Source organism: Marinobacter sp. bablab_jr008, from assembly GCF_016464145.1.
GTDB classification, from domain to species: domain Bacteria; phylum Pseudomonadota; class Gammaproteobacteria; order Pseudomonadales; family Oleiphilaceae; genus Marinobacter; species Marinobacter nauticus.
In genome coordinates this window covers 151,242-172,331 of the sequence record NZ_JACDWW010000037.1, presented here as the reverse complement: position 1 = coordinate 172,331, position 21,090 = coordinate 151,242, and the positions used below count along the sequence as shown (strand labels likewise).

Below are 21,090 nucleotides of genomic sequence, written 5' to 3'. Positions count from 1 at the left end.
TGGCTCAGTTGGCCAGTTCAAGCAGCAGTCGGTTCAGGCGGCTTACGTAGGCGCCCGGGTCTTTCAACTGCTCACCACTGGCCAATGTGGCCTGATCGAACAGAACGGCAGACAGCTCCTTGAAGCGCTCTTCGCCCTGTTCGGTTTCCAACCGCTGTACCAGCGGGTGATCCACATTGATCTCAAAGATCGGCTTGCTCTCCGGTACCTTCTGGCCCGCGGCTTCCATGATCTTCTTCATCTGGGCGCCCATATCGAACTGCCCCACCACCAGGCACGCCGGTGAATCGGTCAGGCGATTGGTTACCCGTACTTCCTGCACCTGGTCTTCCAGAGCGGTCTTGATGCGCTCCAGCAGGTCCTTGTGCTCTTTTGCAGCTTCTTCCTGGTGCTTCTTGTCTTCCTCGGTTTCCACTTCACCCAGGTCGAGATCACCACGGGCCACGTCCTGGAACTGCTTGCCGTCGTATTCGTTCAGGTAGCCCATCATCCACTCGTCGATGCGATCGGAGAGGATAAGCACTTCGATGCCTTTCTTGCGGAATACTTCCAGGTGCGGACTACTCTTGGCCGCAGCAAAATTGTCACCGGTGATGTAGTAGATCTTGTTCTGGCCTTCCTTCATCCGGCTGATGTAATCATCCAGAGACACGTTCTGAGTGGCTTCGCCGGTATGGGTGGTGGCAAAGCGCAACAGTCCCGCAATTTTTTCGCGGTTGCTGAAGTCCTCTGCCGGACCTTCTTTCAGCACGGTGCCAAACTCATCCCAGAAGCCCTGGTACTCATCGCCGTCTTTCTTGGCCAGCTTGGACAGCATGTCCAGCACCCGCTTGGTCATGGCGGTGCGGATGCTCTCGACGGTGCTGTCGTTCTGCAGGATTTCCCGCGATACGTTCAGGGACAGATCGTTGGAATCTATCACGCCCTTGGCGAACCGCAGGTACAGCGGCAGGAACTGCTCGGCGTCATCCATGATGAACACGCGCTGCACGTACAGTTTCAGGCCACGGGGCGCTTCCCGGTTGTACAGGTCGAACGGCGCGCGCTTGGGTATGTACAGCAGGCTGGTGTAGTCCAGCTTGCCTTCTACCTTATTGTGGGACCAGGTCAGCGGGTCTTCAAAATCGTGGGCGATGTGTTTGTAGAACTCCTTGTACTCTTCGTCTTTGATCTCAGTACGAGGCAATGTCCACAGGGCGGTGGCATCGTTTACCGTCTCTTCTTCGCCCTTCTTGTCCTCTTCTTCCGATTCGGACTTCATTACCACCGGGAATGAGATGTGGTCAGAGTACTTCTTCACCAGGCTGCGAAGCTTCCAGCCATCGGCAAACTCTTTATCCTCGGATTTCAGGTGCAGCACGATTTCGGTACCACGCTGCTCACGAGTCGCCGGCTCGATGGTGAACTCGCCATCGCCCTTGGATTCCCAGTGCACGCCGTTGTCGGCAGGCTCGCCCGCCTTGCGGGTGAATACTTCCACTTTGTCCGCCACGATGAACGCGGAGTAGAAACCAACACCGAACTGACCGATCAGCTTGCTGTCTTTTTTCTCGTCGCCAGACAGTTGTTTGAGGAACTCGGCGGTGCCGGACTTGGCGATGGTGCCCAGGTTGGCGATCACATCGTCACGGGTCATACCGATGCCGTTGTCGGCGATGGTGATGGTGCCGGCATCTTTATCGTAATCCAGGCGAATCTTGAGATCCGAATCGCCTTCAAACAGCTTGTCGTCTTTCAGGGCAGCGAAGCGCAGTTTGTCTTCGGCGTCTGAGGCGTTAGAGATAAGCTCACGAAGGAAGATCTCTTTGTTCGAGTACAGAGAGTGGATCATCAGGTGAAGCAGTTGCTTCACTTCAGTCTGGAATCCCAGGGTCTCTTTGTTGGCTTCTACCGTCATGGCTGGTTTGGTCTCCTGCTGTGTCACAAATAAAGAAACAGTTTTATGAGCAAGAGAGTGGGGGTTGGCCGGAGTATTTCAACCCCGGCGAGCACCCAAAATCAGTCTTCGAGCAGGAAGTGAGCGCGGGCGGTAGCGATGGGCTGGGAGCGAGACTTCTGCCAGGCGGAGATCATCACATTGGCCACGCGGTTACCCTGGCGGGTAAGCCGGCACTCGGCGTACGTTTCCCGGTTCAGGCCGGCCCGAAGATAGTCGAGGGAGAAATCGACAATTCGGGGCATACGGAAGGTGTCCTGGGACATAATCAGATAAATAGCCGCAGACATTTCCATAAAACCACCAATCACACCGCCATGAATGGCGGGCAGGATCGGATTGCCCAGGTTCTCTTCCTTTGCGGGCAGGCGGAAGATCAGGTCATCACCAAATCGGTCGCACTGCAGGCCAATCCAGCTGGCGTACGGGATACTCTCCATCATCCGCGAGAAGTCGCCGGTTTCCTGGGTGTAGCGCAGAATTTCCGGGTCGGTCATTCCTCACCTCCGGTGATCAGGTCGCGATAGGATTTCGGCGTGGCTTCTTTGCCAATGCGCATGAAGGTGCCCACGCAATTGGCGATGGTTTCACCCCCCTCCTGATAGGCCTCGCAGCGCGTAAAGATGATGTTACGGGTGATCTTGTAGGTCTCTGCCCTGGCGTACACCGGCTTCCGGGGCTCCGCCGGGCGCATGTAATCCACTCTGAGATCCAGGGTCGGACACAGCTCAAATTCATCCAGACCACAGATCATTACCGAACCGGAGGCGGTGTCCATCAGGGTCGTGATAGCGCCACCATGGATAACTCCAGTGTCCGGGTTGCCAATAATCTTGTCGCTGTAAGGCAGCTCCATAACCAGATAGCCTTCACCCGCCTCCGTTGCGTTCAGACCCAGTTCCCTTGCCTGGTTGAGCGTACTGATAAACCGGTTAACCCGGTTTATTCGGGTTTCATCATTCATTCAGGACTGTCCTGCAGATCAGTTCTTGGATTTTACGTCCGCATCGGCACGGGCGGGTATGGCTTCTTCGAAGACCTTGCCGTCGCGCAGGGCGGATAATGCATCTGAGTGGAATTCCCGGCGGTAGAGTACGTACACCACCAGGGTTGAGGCAGCCATAAAGGCCACCGGATGAATGAACCAGGCCACCACAGCCAGGGCATAGTAGTAAGAACGCAAGCCAAGGTTAAACGCGTCGCCGGCCAGGTTACAGATGTTGCCGGCGCTGCGGGCAAAGGCCTCTCGCGCTGCCGGACTGGTCTTGCTGTCGTCTGGTAGCGGCGCACTGCCAATCATGACGGCCACGAAATTGTACATTCTCATGGACCAGGTGAACTTGAAAAACGCGTAAATAAAGACCACCAGCAACACCACCAATCGCAATTCCCAGATTTCACGACTGGGCACAGCGGAAAATGGCATGGTGGCAAAAATTTCCATAGCCTCGCTGGTGTAGCCGAGGGCGGTGATAATACCGGCGAGAATCAGCAGACAGCTGGACGCAAAAAACGCTCCGTTGCGTTCCAGGTTACCGACAACCGAGGCGTCTGAAATACGGTTTTCACGCTTGAGCATGACCCGCATCCAGTCTTCGCGGTATAAATCCAGGGTGTTCGACAGACACGAGCGAGAGTTGGCGCGATTGCGCGAATACCAGGTGTACCCTCCCCAGCAGACAAAAAACCAGATCAGTGCCAGAAATTCCAGATAGTAGCTCATTGGGTGGTTAAAAAGCCTGGATTGGGGAGATAAATAGGGCGAAAACTTCCGTTATGATACGCCAAGGGGAGCGCGCCGACCACTGTCTGTCGGGCGGTGCCGACGTCGGAAACCGGTCTGTGCTATAAACTTACCCCAACGTTAAGGAGACATAAGTGAGACCCGGAATGTTGACCAGATATATCGCGATAGCGGCAATCGCCCTAACACTGACAGGGCTGGGTGGGTGTTCTGTGAACCCGGTAACCGGAGAGAAGCAGCTGTCTCTGATTTCAGAGAACCAGGAGCTGGCACTGGGAGCGGAACAGTACACACCCACACAACAGACCCAGGGCGGCCGCTTCTACATCGACCCGGAACTTTCCATTTATGTGCGTGATGTGGGCCAGAAGCTGGCGCGCGTGAGTGACCGGCCAGACCTTCCTTATGAATTTGTCGTGCTCAATAACAGCGTGCCCAATGCCTGGGCCCTGCCCGGCGGCAAGATCGCCATCAACCGCGGCCTGCTGGTGGAGCTGGAGGATGAAGCCCAGTTGGCATCGGTGCTGGGCCACGAGATTGTTCATGCAGCAGCCCGCCACAGCGTGCAGCGGATGCAGCAGGGCATGTTGATCAGCGCCGGGGTGGCCGGACTGGGCTTCGCCCTTTCCGATAATGAATGGGCCGGGTTGATCATGGGTGGTGCAGCTCTGGGTGCACAGCTGGCGCTGGCTCAGTACAGCCAGGGAGACGAACTGGAATCCGATGCCTACGGTATCCGATACATGAAAGAAGCCGGCTATGATCCACAAGCCGCCGTAGAGCTCCAACAGCTGTTTCTGAAGCTATCGGAAGGCCGTCAGAGCGGATGGCTGGATGGCCTGTTCGCCACTCACCCTCCCTCTGCCAAGCGGGTTCAGGAAAACCAGGAGCTGGTTCAGAAGATCGGTGCCGGCGGTTATCGCGGCCGGGACGTTTACCAGCGCCGTATCGCCAAGCTCAAGGAACTTCAGCCAGCCTACGATGCTCACGATGAAGCCATGAAGCTGGCCTCAGAAGGCAAGTATGAAGCGGCTCTCGATCAGGTAAACAAGGCCATCAAGCTGGAACCGCGAGAAGCCATGTTCTTTGCGCTGCGCGGCCGAATCTATCGGGGCATGGAACAACCGGAGAAGGCCAAAGCCGATTTCGACAAGGCCGTGTCACTCTATCCGGAGATGTTCCAGTATCAGCTGTACAGCGGTTTGAACGAACTGGAGCTGAACAACCTTGGCAAGGCAAAAAGCCATCTGGAGAAAGCCAATCAGGTGGTACCCACTTCCATTGCCTATCTCCGACTAGGTGATATCGCGCGGCAACAGGGCCAACGCAGGGAGGCAGCAGCCTATTACTCCACCGCCGCTGAGGCCGGTGGTGATGTGGGGGCTGAAGCTCAGCGCAAGCTGGCCGAACTCAACGAATAGCTGTTTGCAGTGTCAAAAAAAGCCGGGCGCCAATACGCCCGGTTTTTTTATGGTTGTCACATTTGCTGACCTGACACAAAAACCGCGTCAACGATTGCATTGACTTCTAGAGCAATAACTCTAAAAATCAGATTAACCAACAACAATCGGATGGCGACCATGATCGTAAAACGACTTCAGCCAATGATGTCCCACGCACGACGCAGCTATGTTGAGCTGATGTTCCAGGTGATGGGGCGCGCACTGCAGGCAATCAGCGAGGTGGATGAAGCCACCCGAAACGAAACCTGCGAACTGCCGGAGGGCTTCCTGTTCGAGATGCAGGTTATGCCCAACGGGCCAAAACTCATCGTTGAACACACCGGCAACGGTAAATTGCTCTTCCACGGGGATGAAGCTCCACGCCCCGTTGACCTCTCGATCCAGTTCAAGCATATCGCCCATGCCTTCCTGGTACTGTCGTTTCAGGAGAAGACCTCCGTTGCCTTTGCCAACGACCGCATGCTGGTGGATGGGGATGTGAGTTACGCGGTGCGGATGACCCGGGTTCTCAACCGACTGGAATCATTCATCCTGCCCCGACTAATTGCCGAAAGGGCGGTCAAAGAATATCCGGCAACCATCAAACTGCCTGAAAAACTCATCAGTGCCGCCCGCATTTATCTGAAAGTCGCCACCCAATTCGTCGAGACAGTGAGAGCATAATGACCAACAAATACTACGAGTTCTTCTGCCCGGTAAAAGTGATTGCCGGTAAAGCCGCGCTGGAACACATTCCCTATGAACTGACTGGCCTGGCAGCCAAACGGCCCATGATTGTGACCGATAAAGGGGTGCGCGCGGCCGGCTTGCTCGATCCGGTAATTGCCGCCTGCGAAGAAAGCGGGCTGGAGATTGTATCCATTTACGATGATGTGCCACCGGATTCCTCCACGTCGGTGGTGAAAGACATTGCCAGCGTTTACCGCAAGGAAAAATGCGACTCGATCATTGCGGTGGGCGGCGGCTCCGCCATTGATACCGGCAAGGCGGTCAATATTCTGGTATCCGAAGGCGGCGATAATATCGCCAAATACAGTGGCGCCGGTGTTCTCAAGCACCCGCTCAAGCCGTTCTTTGTTGTGCCCACCACGGCGGGTACCGGTTCCGAGGTAACCTCGGTGGCGGTCATCACCGATGAGAAAAAAGGCGTAAAACTTCCGTTTACCTCATCATTCCTGCTGCCTAACGCCGCCATCATCGACCCGCGCATGACCCTGACCCTGCCGCCCCACATTACGGCGGCCACCGCTATGGACGCGCTCACCCATGCTACGGAAGCGTTCACCTGCATGGCCAAAAACCCCCTGAGCGACGCGTACGCCACGGCAGCAGTCAAGAAGGTGAGCCAATCCCTGCTTTCAGTCATGGATAATCCGAAAGACAGTGATGGCCGACTGGAACTGGCTCAGGCGTCAACCATGGCGGGCATTGCCTTTTCCAACTCCATGGTGGGCCTGGTCCACTCTCTGGGACATGCTACCGGAGCCATCTGCCACCTGCCCCACGGACTGTGCATGAGCCTGTACCTGCCCTATGTGCTTGAGTTCAACCTTGAGAGCATTCGGGAGCCTTTGGGCGAGTTGCTGCTGTACCTGGAAGGTCCGGACGTCTACTCCGCCACCCCTGCGAGCCGACGTGCCGAGGCCAGTATTTCAGCCATTCGAAAACTGCGGGATGCCCTCTACAAGCGCTGCGAACTGCCCCGGACGTTGAAAGAAACCGGCAAAGTACTGGAGAATCAGCTGGAAAGCATTGCCAAGCTGGCCCTGGACGACGGCTCGATCATGTTCAACCCCCGGGAAGTGAGCCACGAAGATGCCATGGCGGTGCTTCGTCGCGCCTGGGCCTGATACCTCGGAGGCATATCTCGCCCCGGCCCTCTCTGGCCGGGGTTAGCCTAAAGTCAGATTCACAATGATTGAAATAAAATAGTAAGAAGGTAATATTTAGCGGGCATTCTGGCAGGGAGTTGGCCGGGTATCGATCTAACCAGCGTATGGGCCTGTCCTATCCAGAGTTCCGCCATGAAGAAACTCCTTTTCAAGCTCTCCTTTACCGCGATCCTGTTGAGCCTGCTAACCACTTTCAGTGGCAATGCCGCTGCCGAAGTGGACAATCAGGAGCGGGTGTTCCGCTTCAACATCTCTCCTAACGGGTACCCACCTTATCTGATCGTTGATGGCAGCAAGCCCTCCGGTATTATGTGGGACGTTGTAAACCTGATTGTCCCTCGCCTGGGCTACGACGTGGAACCGGTAAAAATCCCCAGAAAACGGGTAGACCCTATGCTTGCCGACGGCTACATTGACGGCACGCCAAGGGCCATAGAGCGGACGGAAGAGCCGGAGAAGTTCCTGTTTACCGACCCGGTCGTTCACGTGGAGGAAGTATTCTTCTTCCCGAAGAGCTCTGAGCTTGAATACAAACACCCCGCAGACCTCTACGGCAAGACGATTGTCACGCCACTGGGATACTACTATCCCTTTCTCGAGCCCTATTTCAAAGATCATCGCATTAAGCGATTTGACGTCTCCAGAGATCGGGAGATTTTCACCTTTGTGCTGCATGGCGAGCAGTTTCACGCAGCGCTTGCGGATCGGTTGGTCGGGCAATGGATTCTCAGGAACGAAGGACTGACCGAGCACTTTCGCTCTTCTGTGGAAGGAATCAGCCAGTTCGGCTTCCGGATCATGCTGCGTAAAGACTGGAAAGCGTTTGCCGAGGCCTTCAACCAGGAGCTGGCAAATATCCAGGAGAATGGCGAACTCGACGCCATTCTCTCAAACTATCGCTAAAACCCGATCACTCGAGGCGACGAAGCAGTAGCATCGGCGATACGCTAAGCACTGGTCGTAATTGCCAGCGGCCAAACAGCGCCAACAGAATGGCTGCAATCAGTGGTACTGGCAGCACCACCTGCCAGTGCCAGCGGAAAGTGCCCTCGAACATTCCGGCCTGGAGCGCATATACCGCCCCTTCCGCCGCAATCACACCGAGCGTACCGGCAAAGAACCCCAACAGTGCGAATTCCAGCATAGTACTGCGTGCCAACAACGACTGCTGGCCGCCCAGGGTTCGCAGCAACGCTCCTTCCCTCTGACGATCCCGCAGGGTGGCACTGACAACCGCTGCCATCACCACAAGAGCGGCCGCGAGAATCAGCGCCAGGATTGCCTCAATGGCCTGAGTTACCTGCTGCACAATCTGCTGGATGCGATCAATGATATGGTCTATCTCCAGCACCGAGACCGTCGGGAACTGGCGCGAGAAGTCGTTCAGAGCCAGTTTATTGTCCGGGTTCAGATAGAACGCGGTAATCCAGGTGGCGGGCATGTCAGTCAGACCGCCGTCGGGCGGGAAGGCCATGTAGAAATTGGGTTTCATGCTGTCCCACTGCACAGTACGAATACTCGTTACCGGCTCGGTCACCTTGCTGGAGCCGATGGTGAAGGTCAGCCGATCACCCAGCTGCAAACCGAGTTTCTCCGCCAGCTCAGCTTCTACCGAAACCCCCTCGGTTTCGCCCGGCCCGAACCACTGGCCATCCACAATCCGGTTGTCTTCCGGCAGCTCCGGCATCCAGGTCAGATTCAGCTCCCGGTTCAGCGCACCAACCCGCTCATCCTTGCTGACCGCTTCTTTCACCGGCTCGCCGTTGAGTTCGGTCAGGCGACCGCGAACCATCGGATAAAGCGTCTCCAGGGGCGCGCCGTGAGTGGCCCAGAATTCCTCAACATCATCCACCGCATCCGGGGCAATGTTGATCAGGAAATGGTTTGGCGCGTCGTCCGGCAGTTGGGCCTGCCAGTCGTCCAGCAGCGAGGAACGCACCAACACCAGCGTAGCCGCCAGCATCAGGGTCATGGCAAAGACCGCCATCTGCGCCATACTGGCACGACGGTGCCGATATAAGCCCACCAGGGCCAGGCGCCAGGAGTTGCCGCCACCCTTCACTCTGCGCAACAGGGCGACCATGCCCCACCCCAGCAGACCGAGCACACCCAGCAGCACTACCAGCCCGCCCAAAAGTGCGGCCACCAGCATCAGCTCGCCGGCGTACATCCATACCAACCCAAACACGGCGACCACCGCCAGCAGGATATCCGGAATGGCTTCCCGGCCGGTTTCGCCGGGCTGGGAGCGTAATACCCGCATGGCGGGAACATTACGCAGGCGGCGAATGGGCGGATAGGCAAACGCGAATAGAGAAACCAGTGCCGTCAGCAAGGCGGGCGTTAATGCCGCCGGATCCAGATAAAAATCCACCGGCCGTTCCAGCACGTCACTGAGCAAGCGCACCAGCAGCCAGAACAACGGCAACGCCACCGCCAGACCGCCCAACACACCGACGACACCCCACAGAGTAAGGCGCCGCAGGTAGAGCTCACCAATGCCCCGGCTGGATAATCCAAGGGTTTTCAGCAATGCCACCGTGTCCCTCTGAGACAGAGCGTATTGCCGGCTGGCTACGGCAACGGCTACCGCCGCCAGCAACACCGCAAGACTGCCGCCCAGCAGCAGAAAGCGTTCGGCCCGCTCCAGGGAGCGCGAGAAGGTTTCACCGTCTCTGACCCCTTCCCACTCGTGACTGGGCTCCAGCTGTGGTTCCAGCCACTGGTAGTAGTCATCAAGCACACCTTCGTCACCGGCAAACAGGTAGACGTATTCCACCCGGCTACCTTCCTGGACCACACCGGTGGCGGCAACATCATCCACATGCATCATCACCCGTGGCGCCAATGATGAGAGCCGGAAGCCCCCATCCGGCTCGCGGATCAGCAAGCGAGTAATTTCCAGCTTCAGATTGCCGACTTCCAGAGTATCGCCGATGTCCAGTTCGAGCAGACGCAGCAACCGTGGATTCACCCACACCTGGCCGGGGCCGGGGCCCTGACTGACAATCTGTCTCGGCTCTTCAGCACCGGGCTGGATCTCGATTTCGCCGCGCAACGGATATTCGTCACTCACCGCCTTGACCGAGACCAGCTGAAATCCGCTTTCTCCGAAGACCATGGTGGAGAACTCCACCATGCGCCCGGTTTCCAGGCCTCGGGACTGGGCATTCTCTAACCATTCCTGTGGGATCGGACGGCCGTTCTCGGCTTCCAGTTGCCGGTCTGCCGCCAGAAAAGAACTGGCAGACGATACCAGGGTTCGCTGCAGCTGACTGGCGAACAGCGCAATCGTGGCCACGGTGGCAACAGCAATAATCAGCGCAACCAGCACCACACGAACGTCGCGTTCGCGCCAGTCACGGCTCACAGACATGAGTTTTTTTGAGGCTCCCATCAGTGTGCCGGCTCCCCGGCCAGATCCGGCTCAGTCAGCATGCCCGCCTCGATGTGCAGCTGCCGGCCGCAACGTTCGGCAAGGTGTTCATCATGGGTAACCATCACCAGTGTGGTGCCCTGCTCCCGGTTCAGAACCATCAGCAGGTCAGACACCGCCTGCCCGGTCCGGTTATCCAGATTGCCCGTCGGCTCATCGGCAAACAGAATGGCGGGGTCGGATGCAAAGGCACGCGCAATCGCGACCCGCTGCTGCTCGCCACCGGACAACTGACGAGGGGTATGGTTCAGCCGTTCCCCCAAACCTACCCGATCAAGCAATTCTCTGGCCCGCTGCTCCGGTGCCTCCGTGCCGCCCAGTTCCAGCGGCAGCATCACATTTTCCAGCGCGGTCAACGCCGGCAGCAACTGGAACGACTGGAACACAAACCCGACCCGACGGGCCCGGAGCTTGGCACGCTCATCTTCACTCAGCTTGCTGATGACCGCACCATCCAGTTCAACGGTGCCTTCCGTGGGTGTATCCAGGCCCGCAAGCAAGCCAAGCAAAGTCGTTTTGCCGGAACCGGAGCGACCAACGATGGCTACGGACTCTCCCCGATTGATTTCCAGACTGACCCCCTGCAAGATCGTGAGCGTATCGGTTTCCAGGCTGACCCGATGGGTCAGATCAGTCACCCGCAACATAAGGTTGCTATCGGTATTACTGGGATCCATCATCTGGTTCACGGTAACTCCATTGTCTGTATCGTTGAATCTGTAAAGGGTATATGAATTTACTATGCATACGATATCGCTGTACGTCAGATCAATCGTACTCTCGGCTCTGCTCTTGCTCACCTTGCCTGCGCTGGCCAGCCAGAACACAGTGCTGGTGGTGGGTGACAGCCTGAGTGCCGCCTATGGCGTACCCTCGGAAACCGCGTGGGTAGAGCTGCTGCGGGATCGCATCGAGAGCCAGGATCTGGACTGGACCGTAGTAAACGCCAGCATCAGCGGTGAAACCACCGACGGTGGCCTGCGGCGCCTGCCAGGCCTGCTGGAAGCCCACGACCCAACCATTGTCGTCATTGAGCTGGGCGGCAATGATGGTTTGCGAGGCTTCCCTCCCAACGTAATCGAATCCAACCTGGCCAATATGATCGAACAGGTGCGTGATACCGGCGCCACCCCTTTGCTGGTGGGCATGCAGATCCCGCCTAACTACGGCCAGCGCTACACCACCATGTTCGCCGATATCTTTCCGACCCTGTCTGACCGCTACAATACGGTTTTGGTTCCCTTCTTCCTGGACGGTATCTACGATCAGGACGGGTTGATGCAAGGTGATGGCATTCACCCGACGGAAGAAGCGCAACCCCGGCTGCTGGATAATATCTGGCCCAAGCTGGAACCGCTGCTGAACAACCAGGCCAGCAGCTGATAACTCAGATTACCTGCCGGACAAACCCCAAAGCTCGGCGTTCAGACCAGTAGTAACCGTCCCGGGCATGTTGGACAAACCCCACATGCCCGCCCCACTTCGGGATTTCCATCTGGACGTAATGTCCCAATACCCGGCGACTGTCCGGAAAACAGCGGGCCGAAAGGAACGGGTCATCTGCTGCATTCACTACCAGAGCTGGCACCCGGATATCACTCAACCGAAACAGAGCAGAACACCGGGCCCAATAGTCGGCCGCGTCCTGGAATCCATGCAGTGGTGCCGTATAGCGATTATCGAATTCGTGAAAACTCCGGATATTTTCAAAACCGCTAACGTCTATCAGATCAGGGAACTTTTCAGCTTTTTCCCGCATCTTGACCTGCAGATCGGTTAAAAATCGCTGCATGTAGATACGCCGGCTGGGCAATGCGAGCACGTCCGCACTGCCCGCCAGGTCCAGAGGCACGGAGTAGGTCACCGCACCGCTGATACGGCTGTCCACACGCTCGCCCTGCTCGCCCAGGTACAGCAGCGTGAGGTTGCCGCCCATACTGAAACCTGACAGGAACAGGTTCTGATACCGCCGCCCCAGCGCATGACTGACAACGGCATGCAGATCCGAAGTGGCGCCACTGTGGTAGAAGCGCGGCTGGTGGTTCATCACCCCGCCGCAAGACCGAAAGTTCCATGCCAGCACGTCCCAGCCATCGGCCATCAATGCCCTGGCCAGGCCAAGCACGTATGGCCGGCGGCTGTGACCTTCCAGCCCATGGGAAATCACCGCCAGCCGGTTACTGCCCTGGCGATACCAGTCCAGATGCAGTTCGTCGTCATCGTCGGTGGCGAGTATGTCGGTTTCCGGTTCCGGCAGAGTCACTTTCCGGAACAGGGTCGGCCACACCGACTGGATGTGGCCATTACGCAACCACACCGGCGGACGATAGGGTTCGAGCTTAGCTTTGTGCAAATTTTGACCTTTCATTTCAGGGGGTTGACGAACCTGATCAAAGTACTTAATATGCGCGCCACATTGATGCTGTTCCCCGATAGCTCAGTTGGTAGAGCAACGGACTGTTAATCCGTTTGTCGCTGGTTCGAGCCCAGCTCGGGGAGCCACTTATTCCGAAAGGCCGCTGATCAAACATCAGCGGTCTTTTCTTTTGGGCCTCAGAAAACCTCGGCCCGCTGCATGAACTCCCGCAATACCTGGAACAGTGTATAGCCATCCCGTGTACCGATCATTTCACGAATCGAGTGCATGGCAAACTGAGGCACGCCGATATCCAGCGTGGTCACGCCCAGATTTCCCGCAGTCAACGGCCCGATCGTGCTGCCACACCCCATGTCACTGCGCACCACAAACGTCTGGTGCGGCAACCCCAATTCATCGCTGATGTGGCGATAAAGCGCGGCGGAACGGCTGTTGGTGGCGTAACGCTGATTGTGGTTTACCTTGATGACCGGCCCCTGATTGAGCAGCGGGCCATGATTCTCATCATGACGGTCCATGTAGTTTGGATGGATACCGTGGGCGTTATCCGCGGAAATCATCATGGAACGAGCAATGGCACGGCTTTTCCCGGCGCCACACCAGCGGTCCAGCACCGCCGTGAGAAACGGCCCCTGGGCACCTTCGGCGGACATACTGCCCACTTCCTCATGGTCATTGCAGACCAGTAGTGCCGGCTCGTCACCAGAGGTTTCCAGCAGGGCCTGCAGGCCGATATAACAACTGAGCAGATTATCGAGCCGTGCGGAGGCCAGGAACTCTTCACGCAGCCCCACCAGAGCTGCACCCTGTGCATCGTAAAAACTCAGTTCATAGCCCAGAATCTTGCTGGTCTGCAGCCCGGATTCTTTGGCAATCTGCTGTTTCAGCAACTCGGCAAAGGTGGTGGTATCGGTTTCCGGCACCTGCATAACCACCGGCGGAAGATCGGTCTGGGCATTAACGGTGCGACTGCTGTTCGCCTCCCGGTCCAGATGGATGGCCAGGCTCGGAATGATCGCCACCGGCTTGCGGAAATTCACCAGGGTGTCCCGTACTTTGCCGTTGTCGTCCAATACCGTCACACGGCCGGCCAAAGAAAGATCCCGGTCAAACCAGGGGTTCAGCAATACGCCCCCATACACTTCCACACCCAACTGGAAAAAGCCCTTGCGGCGAATCTCAGGGTTCGGTTTGACCTTCAGGCAGGGGCTGTCGGTATGGGCTCCCACCATCCGGATGCCGGAACTGACCACATCCTTGGTGCCGGTACGGAAGGCAACAATAGACGAGCCATTACGGGTTACGTAGTAGCCCTGCCCTGGCTGCAACGACCATTCTTCGCGCTCGTCCAGCGGTTGAAATCCCGCTGCTTCAAGACGCGTTTTCATGGTATTGACCGCATGCCACGGAGTCGGCGAGGCATTCAAAAACTCAATCAAGTCTTTATTGAATTCAGTGTGTTCCATGATCTTCCTGATTGCATGATAATGGCGGCTACAGTATGGCATGAAGCCGCGCCGGCTCCTACCGGGTACGCTGTGCACCGCCATAAGCACTCACCGAAGATTCCGGAGTTCACTGTGTCGCTACCCCGCTTTCTGGATATCGAATACTGCCAGACCGACGACGCCCTGTTTCCCACGGCCATCGCCTGGTCCCTTGCAGACGGCCAGATGAAAACCGTGGTAATTGCACCGGAGGATGCCTGGTTGCCCGAAGATGGCGACCTGGGCGATGTAGACCTGCTGTATCTGGAAGAACAGGGGGTCCCCCTGCTGGAACTGGCCAGGGAGCTGCACGAGGATCTGCCGGACCAGACCGTATACGTGGATGGACTGGATCCGGACGAAATCCTGATAGACCTGATCTTCAGTGCCGTTCGCCAGGAGGCCCCGTTTGAAATCGCCCCCATTTCCGAGCTGATTACCGGCCTGGACAGCGAAGCACTGGAAGACCGCCGCCGGCAGTTGCTCTTTGATGAAGGGCTTGAACCGCAGCTGCCGGAAAACGGCGTATATTCCCTGCTATTGCTGGCCCATGAGGAAGGCTACCTGGAGGAATGAGGTCCCGCCCCTGATCACGGGGAACTGTGACATGAGTCCGCGTAACATTGCGTTACACAAGGCAGAATCGGGCGTCAGTACCGTTACTGACAGGAAGCCTGATAATAATGAACAAGGTCACACCCCGTTTCCTCACATCCAGCCTGATCGCGCTTGGCCTGTTTTCTTCCGCCGCCTTTGGCCAGGAGACCCCACGCTCGGATAAACACTATGTCGGACTGTTGGCGACAGCCATTGAACACCGTTCCATCGGGCAATCCGACGAGGATGGCTGGGGCCAGGCAGCGACACTGGTGATTGGCGGCCACCTGAGCGACCTGATTCATGCAGAGGTGAGGCTGGGGGGCGGCTTGGCAGACGCCGAGATTTCCCGTGGCGATCTGAGCCTGGCCGTCGACTACTTCGGCAGTTGGTACATGGGCCTGCACTACCCTATTGGTGAGCTTGGCAATGTCTATGCCCAGGCTGGCTTTACCCATGTCAGCGGGGAGGCAACCCTCGACAACCGGGATGCCGATGGCAATGCCCAGTTTCGGGATACCGAGGGGGATTACCCGGGCAGCAGCTTCAGCTTCAGCTGGCTGGCCGGCCTGGACCTGGAACTGATGGATAACACCTACCTGGTTTTCGAGGGCGGCAAACTGTTTGAAGACACGGACACCAGCGCCAATGCCTTCCAGTTCTCCTCTGGTATCCGTTACGAATTCTGATGCCGGATATGCCAGCACCGGTGGATTTTCGAATTGCGCTGAAAATCCTTGTCCAGAGTGCTGGCACTCACCTCTTTCACTTCGAATTCTGACTCCAGCGCCTCATCCAGCCTGAACTTGCGGAAGTTATTGGAGAAAATCAGCAGGCCATCACTGGACAGCCGGGCCATGCACTGTCGTACCAGATCAGCGTGATCCCGCTGAATATCGAGAACGCCCGCCATCCGGGCTGAATTCGAGAAGGTGGGTGGATCCATGAAAATCAGATCAAAGGTCTGGTTAGCGGTTTTTCGGTCTGCCAGCCAGGCAAGGCAGTCTGCCTGTTCGACGACGTGCTTGTGCGGATCCGCCGAGTTGAGAGCCAGGTTATCCCGGGCCCAACTGACATAGGTTTTGGACATATCCAGACTCAGCGAACGGCTGGCTCCGCCAACCGCTGCGTGCACGGTCGCTGCGCCGGTATAACAGAACAGGTTCAGAAAACGCTTGCCCCTGGCATGTTGCTGGATCCAGTAACGTACCGGGCGATGATCCAGGAACAGGCCGGTATCCAGATAGTCTTTCAGGTTCACCTTCAGGGCGCAGCCGTGCTCGTGCACGTTAAAGTACTCGCCGGTCGCCGCCTGTTTTTCATATTGCCGGGTCCCGGTCTGGCGCTGACGTTGCTTGCACACCAGATCCTCCGGCGCGACCTCAAGCACCTCGGGGATCACCGCCATGGCTTCGGCAAGGCGCTCTCTGGCTGCCTTTTCGTCAACGGATTTCGGGGCCAGGTATTCCTGAACATGTACCCGCCCCTCGTAGATATCGATCGCCAGGGCATATTCCGGCATATCGGCATCGTACAGGCGGTAACAGCCAATGTTCTGCTTCCTGGCCCACTGGCCAATCGTTTTCAGATTCTTCTTGAGACGGTTACGCAGCATGTCTGCCCGTTCGGCGTTGGCGATGCGGGGCATAATCTGCCCCGGCGCGGCCGGATCACAGGGCGTGCGGGCATTCTCCGGCTGTACTTCAAACAGCAACAGCTGCGCCGGCAGTTTGCCATTGAACAACTTGTACTGCTTGAAACTTCGCAAACCAAGAGACTTCCCGAACTCCGGCGCACCGGTGAACACGCCCAGGCGCCATCCGGTGAGCTCACGGGCCACAACCTCTCCAAGGCTCTGGTACAGGGCCGCCAGTTCCTTGCGCTCACTCAACCGCTCACCGTAGGGCGGGTTGGTCAGCACCAGGCCAGTATCGCTCCAGTCATTCTCGCGAGTGAATTCGGAGATCGGCCTGGCGTCTACGCGAACGATACCTTCCAGGCCAGCTCGCAGGATGTTCTTCTCCGCGGTTGAAATCACGCGGCCATCCTGATCAAAGCCAGAAAAAATGGGAATGCGCCCCTGCTTGCCCTCATGGGCCCGACGCTCCGCTTCCTGGCGCAGCGACAGCCAAAGCTCGGGCTGGTGTCCTGGCCACTTTTCGAACCCGAACCGCTCCTGCTTCCGCCCCGGCGCAATGTCCAGCGCCATCAACGCAGCTTCAACCACCAGCGTACCGGAACCGCACATCAGGTCCACAAAGTCACCACCGTTAGCGGCAATCTCTGGCCACCCTGCCCGCAGCAGCAAAGCCGCTGCAAGGTTTTCTTTCAAGGGCGCGATACCCTTTTCGGTTCGGTAGCCCCGCATATGAAGGCTGTGACCACTCAGATCAATCCCCAACGACAAGCGGCCCCGGTTCAACCGCGCCGATACCGTGACATCCGGGTCTTTCGGCGCAACCGAGGGCCTGGGTGCACCGGCACCCCGAATGCTGTCAACAATGCCATCTTTCACTTTCTGGGCGCCAAACTGAGTGTTCCGGATGGCTTCGTTCTGGCCAAGAAACGTTACCCGGAAGCTCCCCCCCGCGGGTATATGGGCCTGCCAGTCAAGATCCACGACACCGGCATAAAGTTCGTCGGCGCTCCGGGCATCCACATCCGCCACATTCAGAATCACCCGGTTCGCCAGACGGGACCACAGGCAGGCCCGATAGCCACTCTCCAGCTCGCCCTCAACCCAGACACCAGCGGGTGCATTCCGCACAAGGTTCAGGCCGAATTCTTTCAATTCATCGGCCAGGAGGTACTCGACGCCTTTGGGGCAGGTTACGAAAAAGACATGCTTGGACAAGATCAACTCCTGGTTTTCTGAATAGGGCCGGTAAGTTTCCGGAATGGCAGTAAAAGCCTTTTAGCGACTGTCATCGTTATTTCACAAAAATATAAAAGAAGCGCCATATAGATGAAATAAATAGTGTACACCGGCGCGAGGTTCGTCTTACCTTGTAGTTGACGCGTCGTTCCGGAGGCCGAATAAAAGTCTCCGTTAACAGGATCCTGACTGCTCTGACCGGAGCTGGCAATAGTGGGTTGTCCCGGAGAGGCTCCCGACTGCCAAGGTCACTGCAGATGTGTACACGCTTGTTCTGTTAATCCATCAGTGAGGAACGGCATGAAAAGACAGAAGAGAGACATGTACGCTCGTGCATTCAAGCGGGGTTATCTCGCTGGCGTGTCCGGCAAATCCAAAGACAGCTGCCCGTTAGAACAACCGGAAGTCCGCCAGGAATGGCTGAACGGGTGGCGAGAAGGCCGCACAGATAACTGGGAGGGCATGACCGGCGTCTCCGGCATCCATAAACTGGCCAACGTAACCGCAACATAATGGCCAACCCCGTTTAACCCTGATCTGTTTTTTTCAATTTTTACACACAAATCACAATCAGAGCAGTAACCAGAGCAACCCAAACGGGGCCTCCCGCCCCGTACCATGCGAAGAAGCGCTACGGGGTTTATTCCCCGCAAGGGCCCGCTCAGCGGGCCCACCTTCTTTCTGCCTCAGCTGATTTCTTTCCGGATCGCTTCCACTGCTTCGTTGATCAGTGACGGGCCACGATAAATAAACCCGGTATAGATCTGCACCAGCTTTGCGCCTGCGCGAATCTTCTCTGCCGCACTGTCGCCATCCGTGATGCCGCCCACGCCAATAATCGGCAGCCGATCGCCCAGCTCAGCATACAGCCCCTGAATCACTTTCACAGACGCTTCCCGTACCGGTGCACCGCTGAGACCGCCCGCCTCCTGCTCGTGAGCGTGCCCCTTCACCGCCTCCCGGCTGATCGTGGTGTTGGTGGCAATCACACCATCCAGGCCAGCTTCGAGCAATGCTGCAGCCACAAAGCGAATGCCCTGCTCGTCCATATCCGGGGCGATCTTTACAGCCACCGGCACATAGCGGCCATGCTTTTGCTCACACGCTGCCTGCTCTTCCTTTATGGCGTGCAAAAGCTGCTTGAGCGAATCGCCAAACTGCAGATCCCGGAGGCCCGGCGTATTGGGAGAAGATACATTAACGGTGATGTAGTCGGCATAGGGGTAAACAGCCGCTATTCCTTTACGGTAGTCCTGTTCAGACTGCTCATTCGGGGTGTCTTTGTTCTTGCCGACATTAATGCCCAGTACGCCCCGGTAACGACGGTGGCGGACATTGGTAATGAGGTGTTCCAGGCCTTCATTATTGAACCCCATGCGGTTAATGATGGCCTGGTGCTCCGGCAACCGGAACATTCGGGGTTTTGGATTGCCGGGCTGTGCCAGAGGCGTAACAGTGCCCACTTCGATAAACCCGAAACCAAGAGCACCAAGAGCATCAATGTGGTCGGCGTTTTTGTCCAACCCAGCAGCCAATCCAACCGGATTCGGGAATTCCAGGCCCATCACGTTTACCGGGCAAGGCTCCGGCTGTCGGGTAAATGTATTCAGGATGCCCAGTTTTTGAGCAACATCCAGGCTGCCAAGGGCAACATTATGGGCCCGCTCCGGTGGCAATCGGAACAGCAGGTTTCTCAGAAGGCCGTACATCGTCAAACTCCTTTCTCCGGGTGGCAGGAGTATACCGAAAGTTTTCCACACCATCTTGTGTAAACCCCAATTACTCCCGAAAACCCCGCCCTGTATAGCCTCCCGACGCTTTTCCACGGAATCTGTGGATAACCCTGTTGAAAATTGCCGAGCAAGCGCCCCGACCCCTTGATAACTGCGCCAGCCTACAAATTGATCATTTTTTGATCAGTTATTTTCCCTTTATTTATCAATAGCTTAAATAGATAAAATTAACATTTGACGGCTTTGGTAACAAAATGCTAACGGGTAACCAATTCGTCATGATGTGCATAAATCGATCACAGCCAGGCCATTAATTCCACCCATTTCTACGGTTATTCCCGTTATACTGCCCTCATCGCGAAAAGCCCGGAGTGAATCCAATGGAACAGCCTGATCAACCCAGCCAGCAGCGCCAGAATAATCTCGAATCCGAGAAGCATGCGGCGACCCGGGTCACGATCATTGGCATGATTCTCGATGCCGTTCTGGGCATCATAAAAGTCATTGGCGGCACTCTTTTTAATTCCCAGGCGCTACTGGTGGATGGTATCCATTCATTTACCGATGTGGCATCGGATTGGGTGGTTCTGGCGGTCATGCGTCTGTCCCGTAAGGAGCCAGATGCGGACCATCCATACGGACACCAGCGAATCGAAACCCTCGGCACTCTGGTACTGGGCAGCATTCTTATTGCCGTGGGCGCGGCCCTGGCCTGGGAGAACATTCTCAGGCTCCTGTCCGGTGAAGCGCAGCTGGTTCCGGGCTGGCCAGTGCTGGTAGCGGCCGCAGCCTCGGTAGCAGGCAAGGAATGGATCTACCGTTATACTCGCCATGTTGGCATGAAAATCCGCTCAGACCTGATCATTGCCAACGCCTGGCACAGCCGTACCGATGCATTTTCGTCAGTGGTCGTTCTGGTATCTACCATCGGTGCCATGCTGGGTTTCGTCTGGCTCGACGTGGTAGCCGCCGTCCTCATTGCAGCCATCATTGTGCACATCGGCTGGAAATTCACCTGGGACAGCGTGAAAGAACTGGTCGACACAGGTCTGTCCGAAGATGATACCCGGATGTTGAAAACCATTGCCCTGGAAACGGATGGCGTGCGAAATGTTCATGAACTGCGCAGCCGGCGGATGGGGCACGATATTCTGCTGGACGTACACCTGGTGGTTCGCCCGGAAATCAGCGTTTCCGAAGGGCATCAGATTGGTATGAAGGTGGTCACGGGCATGCGGGATGCCCTGGAGAACATTCGGGACATCAACTTCCATATCGACGCCGAGAACGATGAAAAAGTGCCCCACGCCACCGACCCGGGGCTACCCGATCGCGAAGCACTTCGTCGCCTGCTGACAGAGAAGCTGGGAGAGCTACCACCACAAAGCCGGCTCCGGCTTCATTACCTCAAGAATCGCATCCACCTTGAAATCTTCCTGGATGAAAACCATTCCGGGCCACACCTGACCACGGAACAGGTTCGAGCGGTTCTGGCAGACTACCCCTGGTTTGGCAGCGTCCGGGTCTGGGTCGCTGCCAACTGACGCGCC

The 21,090-nt window shown here is 57.0% G+C and carries 19 protein-coding genes and 1 tRNA gene; 10 read left to right on the top strand and 10 right to left on the bottom strand.

The features are described from left to right. Positions 1-4 precede the first annotated feature (4 nt). From htpG to JIF53_RS02860, 4 genes are all read right to left on the bottom strand, one after another. Positions 5-1,897 carry a molecular chaperone HtpG gene (htpG, locus tag JIF53_RS02875; protein WP_199451799.1) on the bottom strand — a complete coding sequence of 631 codons (1,893 nt, stop codon included), beginning with the start codon at positions 1,895-1,897 and terminating at the stop codon, positions 5-7. 101 nt (positions 1,898-1,998) lie between these two features. Continuing rightward, entirely contained in the window at positions 1,999-2,433 is a 435-nt protein-coding gene (locus tag JIF53_RS02870; RefSeq protein WP_011784563.1) for a PaaI family thioesterase, read from the bottom strand. Then, entirely contained in the window at positions 2,430-2,900 is a 471-nt protein-coding gene (locus JIF53_RS02865; protein ID WP_014421797.1) for a PaaI family thioesterase, read from the bottom strand. The genes JIF53_RS02870 and JIF53_RS02865 overlap by 4 nt, the downstream gene beginning before the upstream one ends. An 18-nt stretch (positions 2,901-2,918) precedes the next feature. Beyond that, complete coding sequence (locus tag JIF53_RS02860; RefSeq protein ID WP_014421798.1) at positions 2,919-3,659, bottom strand: DUF599 domain-containing protein; 741 nt, start codon at positions 3,657-3,659, stop codon at positions 2,919-2,921. Positions 3,660-3,826: 167 nt separating this feature from the next. On the opposite strand from JIF53_RS02860, the gene JIF53_RS02855 reads away from it, so the two are divergent. The 4 genes from JIF53_RS02855 to JIF53_RS02840 all read left to right on the top strand — a co-directional run bounded on the left by JIF53_RS02855 (position 3,827) and on the right by JIF53_RS02840 (position 7,938). Then, complete coding sequence (locus JIF53_RS02855; RefSeq protein WP_041654787.1) at positions 3,827-5,101, top strand: M48 family metalloprotease; 1,275 nt, start codon at positions 3,827-3,829, stop codon at positions 5,099-5,101. Between the two features lie 159 nt (positions 5,102-5,260). Then, positions 5,261-5,806 (top strand): hypothetical protein, encoded by a 546-nt coding sequence (locus JIF53_RS02850; protein ID WP_014421800.1) that lies wholly within the window; start codon positions 5,261-5,263, stop codon positions 5,804-5,806. After that, positions 5,806-6,993 (top strand): iron-containing alcohol dehydrogenase, encoded by a 1,188-nt coding sequence (locus tag JIF53_RS02845; protein WP_199451798.1) that lies wholly within the window; start codon positions 5,806-5,808, stop codon positions 6,991-6,993. The genes JIF53_RS02850 and JIF53_RS02845 overlap by 1 nt, the downstream gene beginning before the upstream one ends. A gap of 174 nt (positions 6,994-7,167) precedes the next feature. Continuing rightward, positions 7,168-7,938 carry a substrate-binding periplasmic protein gene (locus JIF53_RS02840; RefSeq protein WP_199451797.1) on the top strand — a complete coding sequence of 257 codons (771 nt, stop codon included), beginning with the start codon at positions 7,168-7,170 and terminating at the stop codon, positions 7,936-7,938. 7 nt (positions 7,939-7,945) lie between these two features. Here JIF53_RS02840 and JIF53_RS02835 read toward each other — a convergent pair whose 3' ends face one another. Both JIF53_RS02835 and JIF53_RS02830 read right to left on the bottom strand, forming a co-directional pair. Then, positions 7,946-10,432 (bottom strand): ABC transporter permease, encoded by a 2,487-nt coding sequence (locus JIF53_RS02835; RefSeq protein ID WP_141067634.1) that lies wholly within the window; start codon positions 10,430-10,432, stop codon positions 7,946-7,948. After that, on the bottom strand, positions 10,432-11,151 hold the full coding sequence (locus tag JIF53_RS02830) for an ABC transporter ATP-binding protein (protein ID WP_199451826.1): 720 nt from the start codon (positions 11,149-11,151) through the stop codon (positions 10,432-10,434). Before JIF53_RS02830 ends, JIF53_RS02835 begins: the two co-directional genes overlap by 1 nt. A gap of 61 nt (positions 11,152-11,212) precedes the next feature. Here JIF53_RS02830 and JIF53_RS02825 point away from each other — a divergent pair, with 61 nt between their 5' ends. Continuing rightward, positions 11,213-11,854 (top strand): arylesterase, encoded by a 642-nt coding sequence (locus JIF53_RS02825; RefSeq protein ID WP_014421804.1) that lies wholly within the window; start codon positions 11,213-11,215, stop codon positions 11,852-11,854. A gap of 4 nt (positions 11,855-11,858) precedes the next feature. Here the strand turns inward: JIF53_RS02825 and JIF53_RS02820 are convergent, their stop codons facing one another. Next, a complete protein-coding gene (locus JIF53_RS02820; protein WP_223268834.1) occupies positions 11,859-12,824 on the bottom strand; it encodes a YheT family hydrolase in 966 nt (321 codons plus the stop codon). A gap of 73 nt (positions 12,825-12,897) precedes the next feature. On the opposite strand from JIF53_RS02820, the gene JIF53_RS02815 reads away from it, so the two are divergent. Further along, positions 12,898-12,973 (top strand) — tRNA-Asn (locus JIF53_RS02815). 51 nt (positions 12,974-13,024) lie between these two features. On the opposite strand, the gene JIF53_RS02810 is transcribed toward JIF53_RS02815, so the two are convergent. Beyond that, a complete protein-coding gene (locus tag JIF53_RS02810; protein WP_014421806.1) occupies positions 13,025-14,314 on the bottom strand; it encodes a M18 family aminopeptidase in 1,290 nt (429 codons plus the stop codon). Between the two features lie 114 nt (positions 14,315-14,428). Here JIF53_RS02810 and JIF53_RS02805 point away from each other — a divergent pair, with 114 nt between their 5' ends. Together JIF53_RS02805 and JIF53_RS02800 are read left to right on the top strand one after the other, a co-directional pair. Next, a complete protein-coding gene (locus tag JIF53_RS02805) occupies positions 14,429-14,911 on the top strand; it encodes a hypothetical protein (RefSeq protein WP_199451796.1) in 483 nt (160 codons plus the stop codon). A 107-nt stretch (positions 14,912-15,018) separates the two neighbouring features. Continuing rightward, positions 15,019-15,621: an outer membrane beta-barrel protein gene (locus JIF53_RS02800; protein ID WP_199451795.1), complete on the top strand. Its 603-nt coding sequence runs from the start codon at positions 15,019-15,021 to the stop codon at positions 15,619-15,621. Here the strand turns inward: JIF53_RS02800 and rlmKL are convergent. Then, on the bottom strand, positions 15,609-17,786 hold the full coding sequence (gene rlmKL / locus JIF53_RS02795; RefSeq protein WP_199451794.1) for a bifunctional 23S rRNA (guanine(2069)-N(7))-methyltransferase RlmK/23S rRNA (guanine(2445)-N(2))-methyltransferase RlmL: 2,178 nt from the start codon (positions 17,784-17,786) through the stop codon (positions 15,609-15,611). The two genes, JIF53_RS02800 and rlmKL, sit on opposite strands and share 13 nt — an antisense overlap. 321 nt (positions 17,787-18,107) lie before the next feature. Here rlmKL and rmf point away from each other — a divergent pair, with 321 nt between their 5' ends. Next, positions 18,108-18,320: a ribosome modulation factor gene (gene rmf, locus JIF53_RS02790; protein ID WP_011784548.1), complete on the top strand. Its 213-nt coding sequence runs from the start codon at positions 18,108-18,110 to the stop codon at positions 18,318-18,320. A gap of 173 nt (positions 18,321-18,493) precedes the next feature. Here rmf and JIF53_RS02785 read toward each other — a convergent pair whose 3' ends face one another. Further along, positions 18,494-19,516 (bottom strand): quinone-dependent dihydroorotate dehydrogenase, encoded by a 1,023-nt coding sequence (locus tag JIF53_RS02785; protein WP_014421811.1) that lies wholly within the window; start codon positions 19,514-19,516, stop codon positions 18,494-18,496. A 404-nt stretch (positions 19,517-19,920) separates the two neighbouring features. Between JIF53_RS02785 and JIF53_RS02780 the strand changes: the two genes are divergently transcribed. Next, positions 19,921-21,084, top strand: a complete 1,164-nt coding sequence (locus tag JIF53_RS02780) for a cation diffusion facilitator family transporter (protein ID WP_014421812.1) — start codon at positions 19,921-19,923, stop codon at positions 21,082-21,084. The last annotated feature ends 6 nt before the right edge of the window (positions 21,085-21,090 follow it).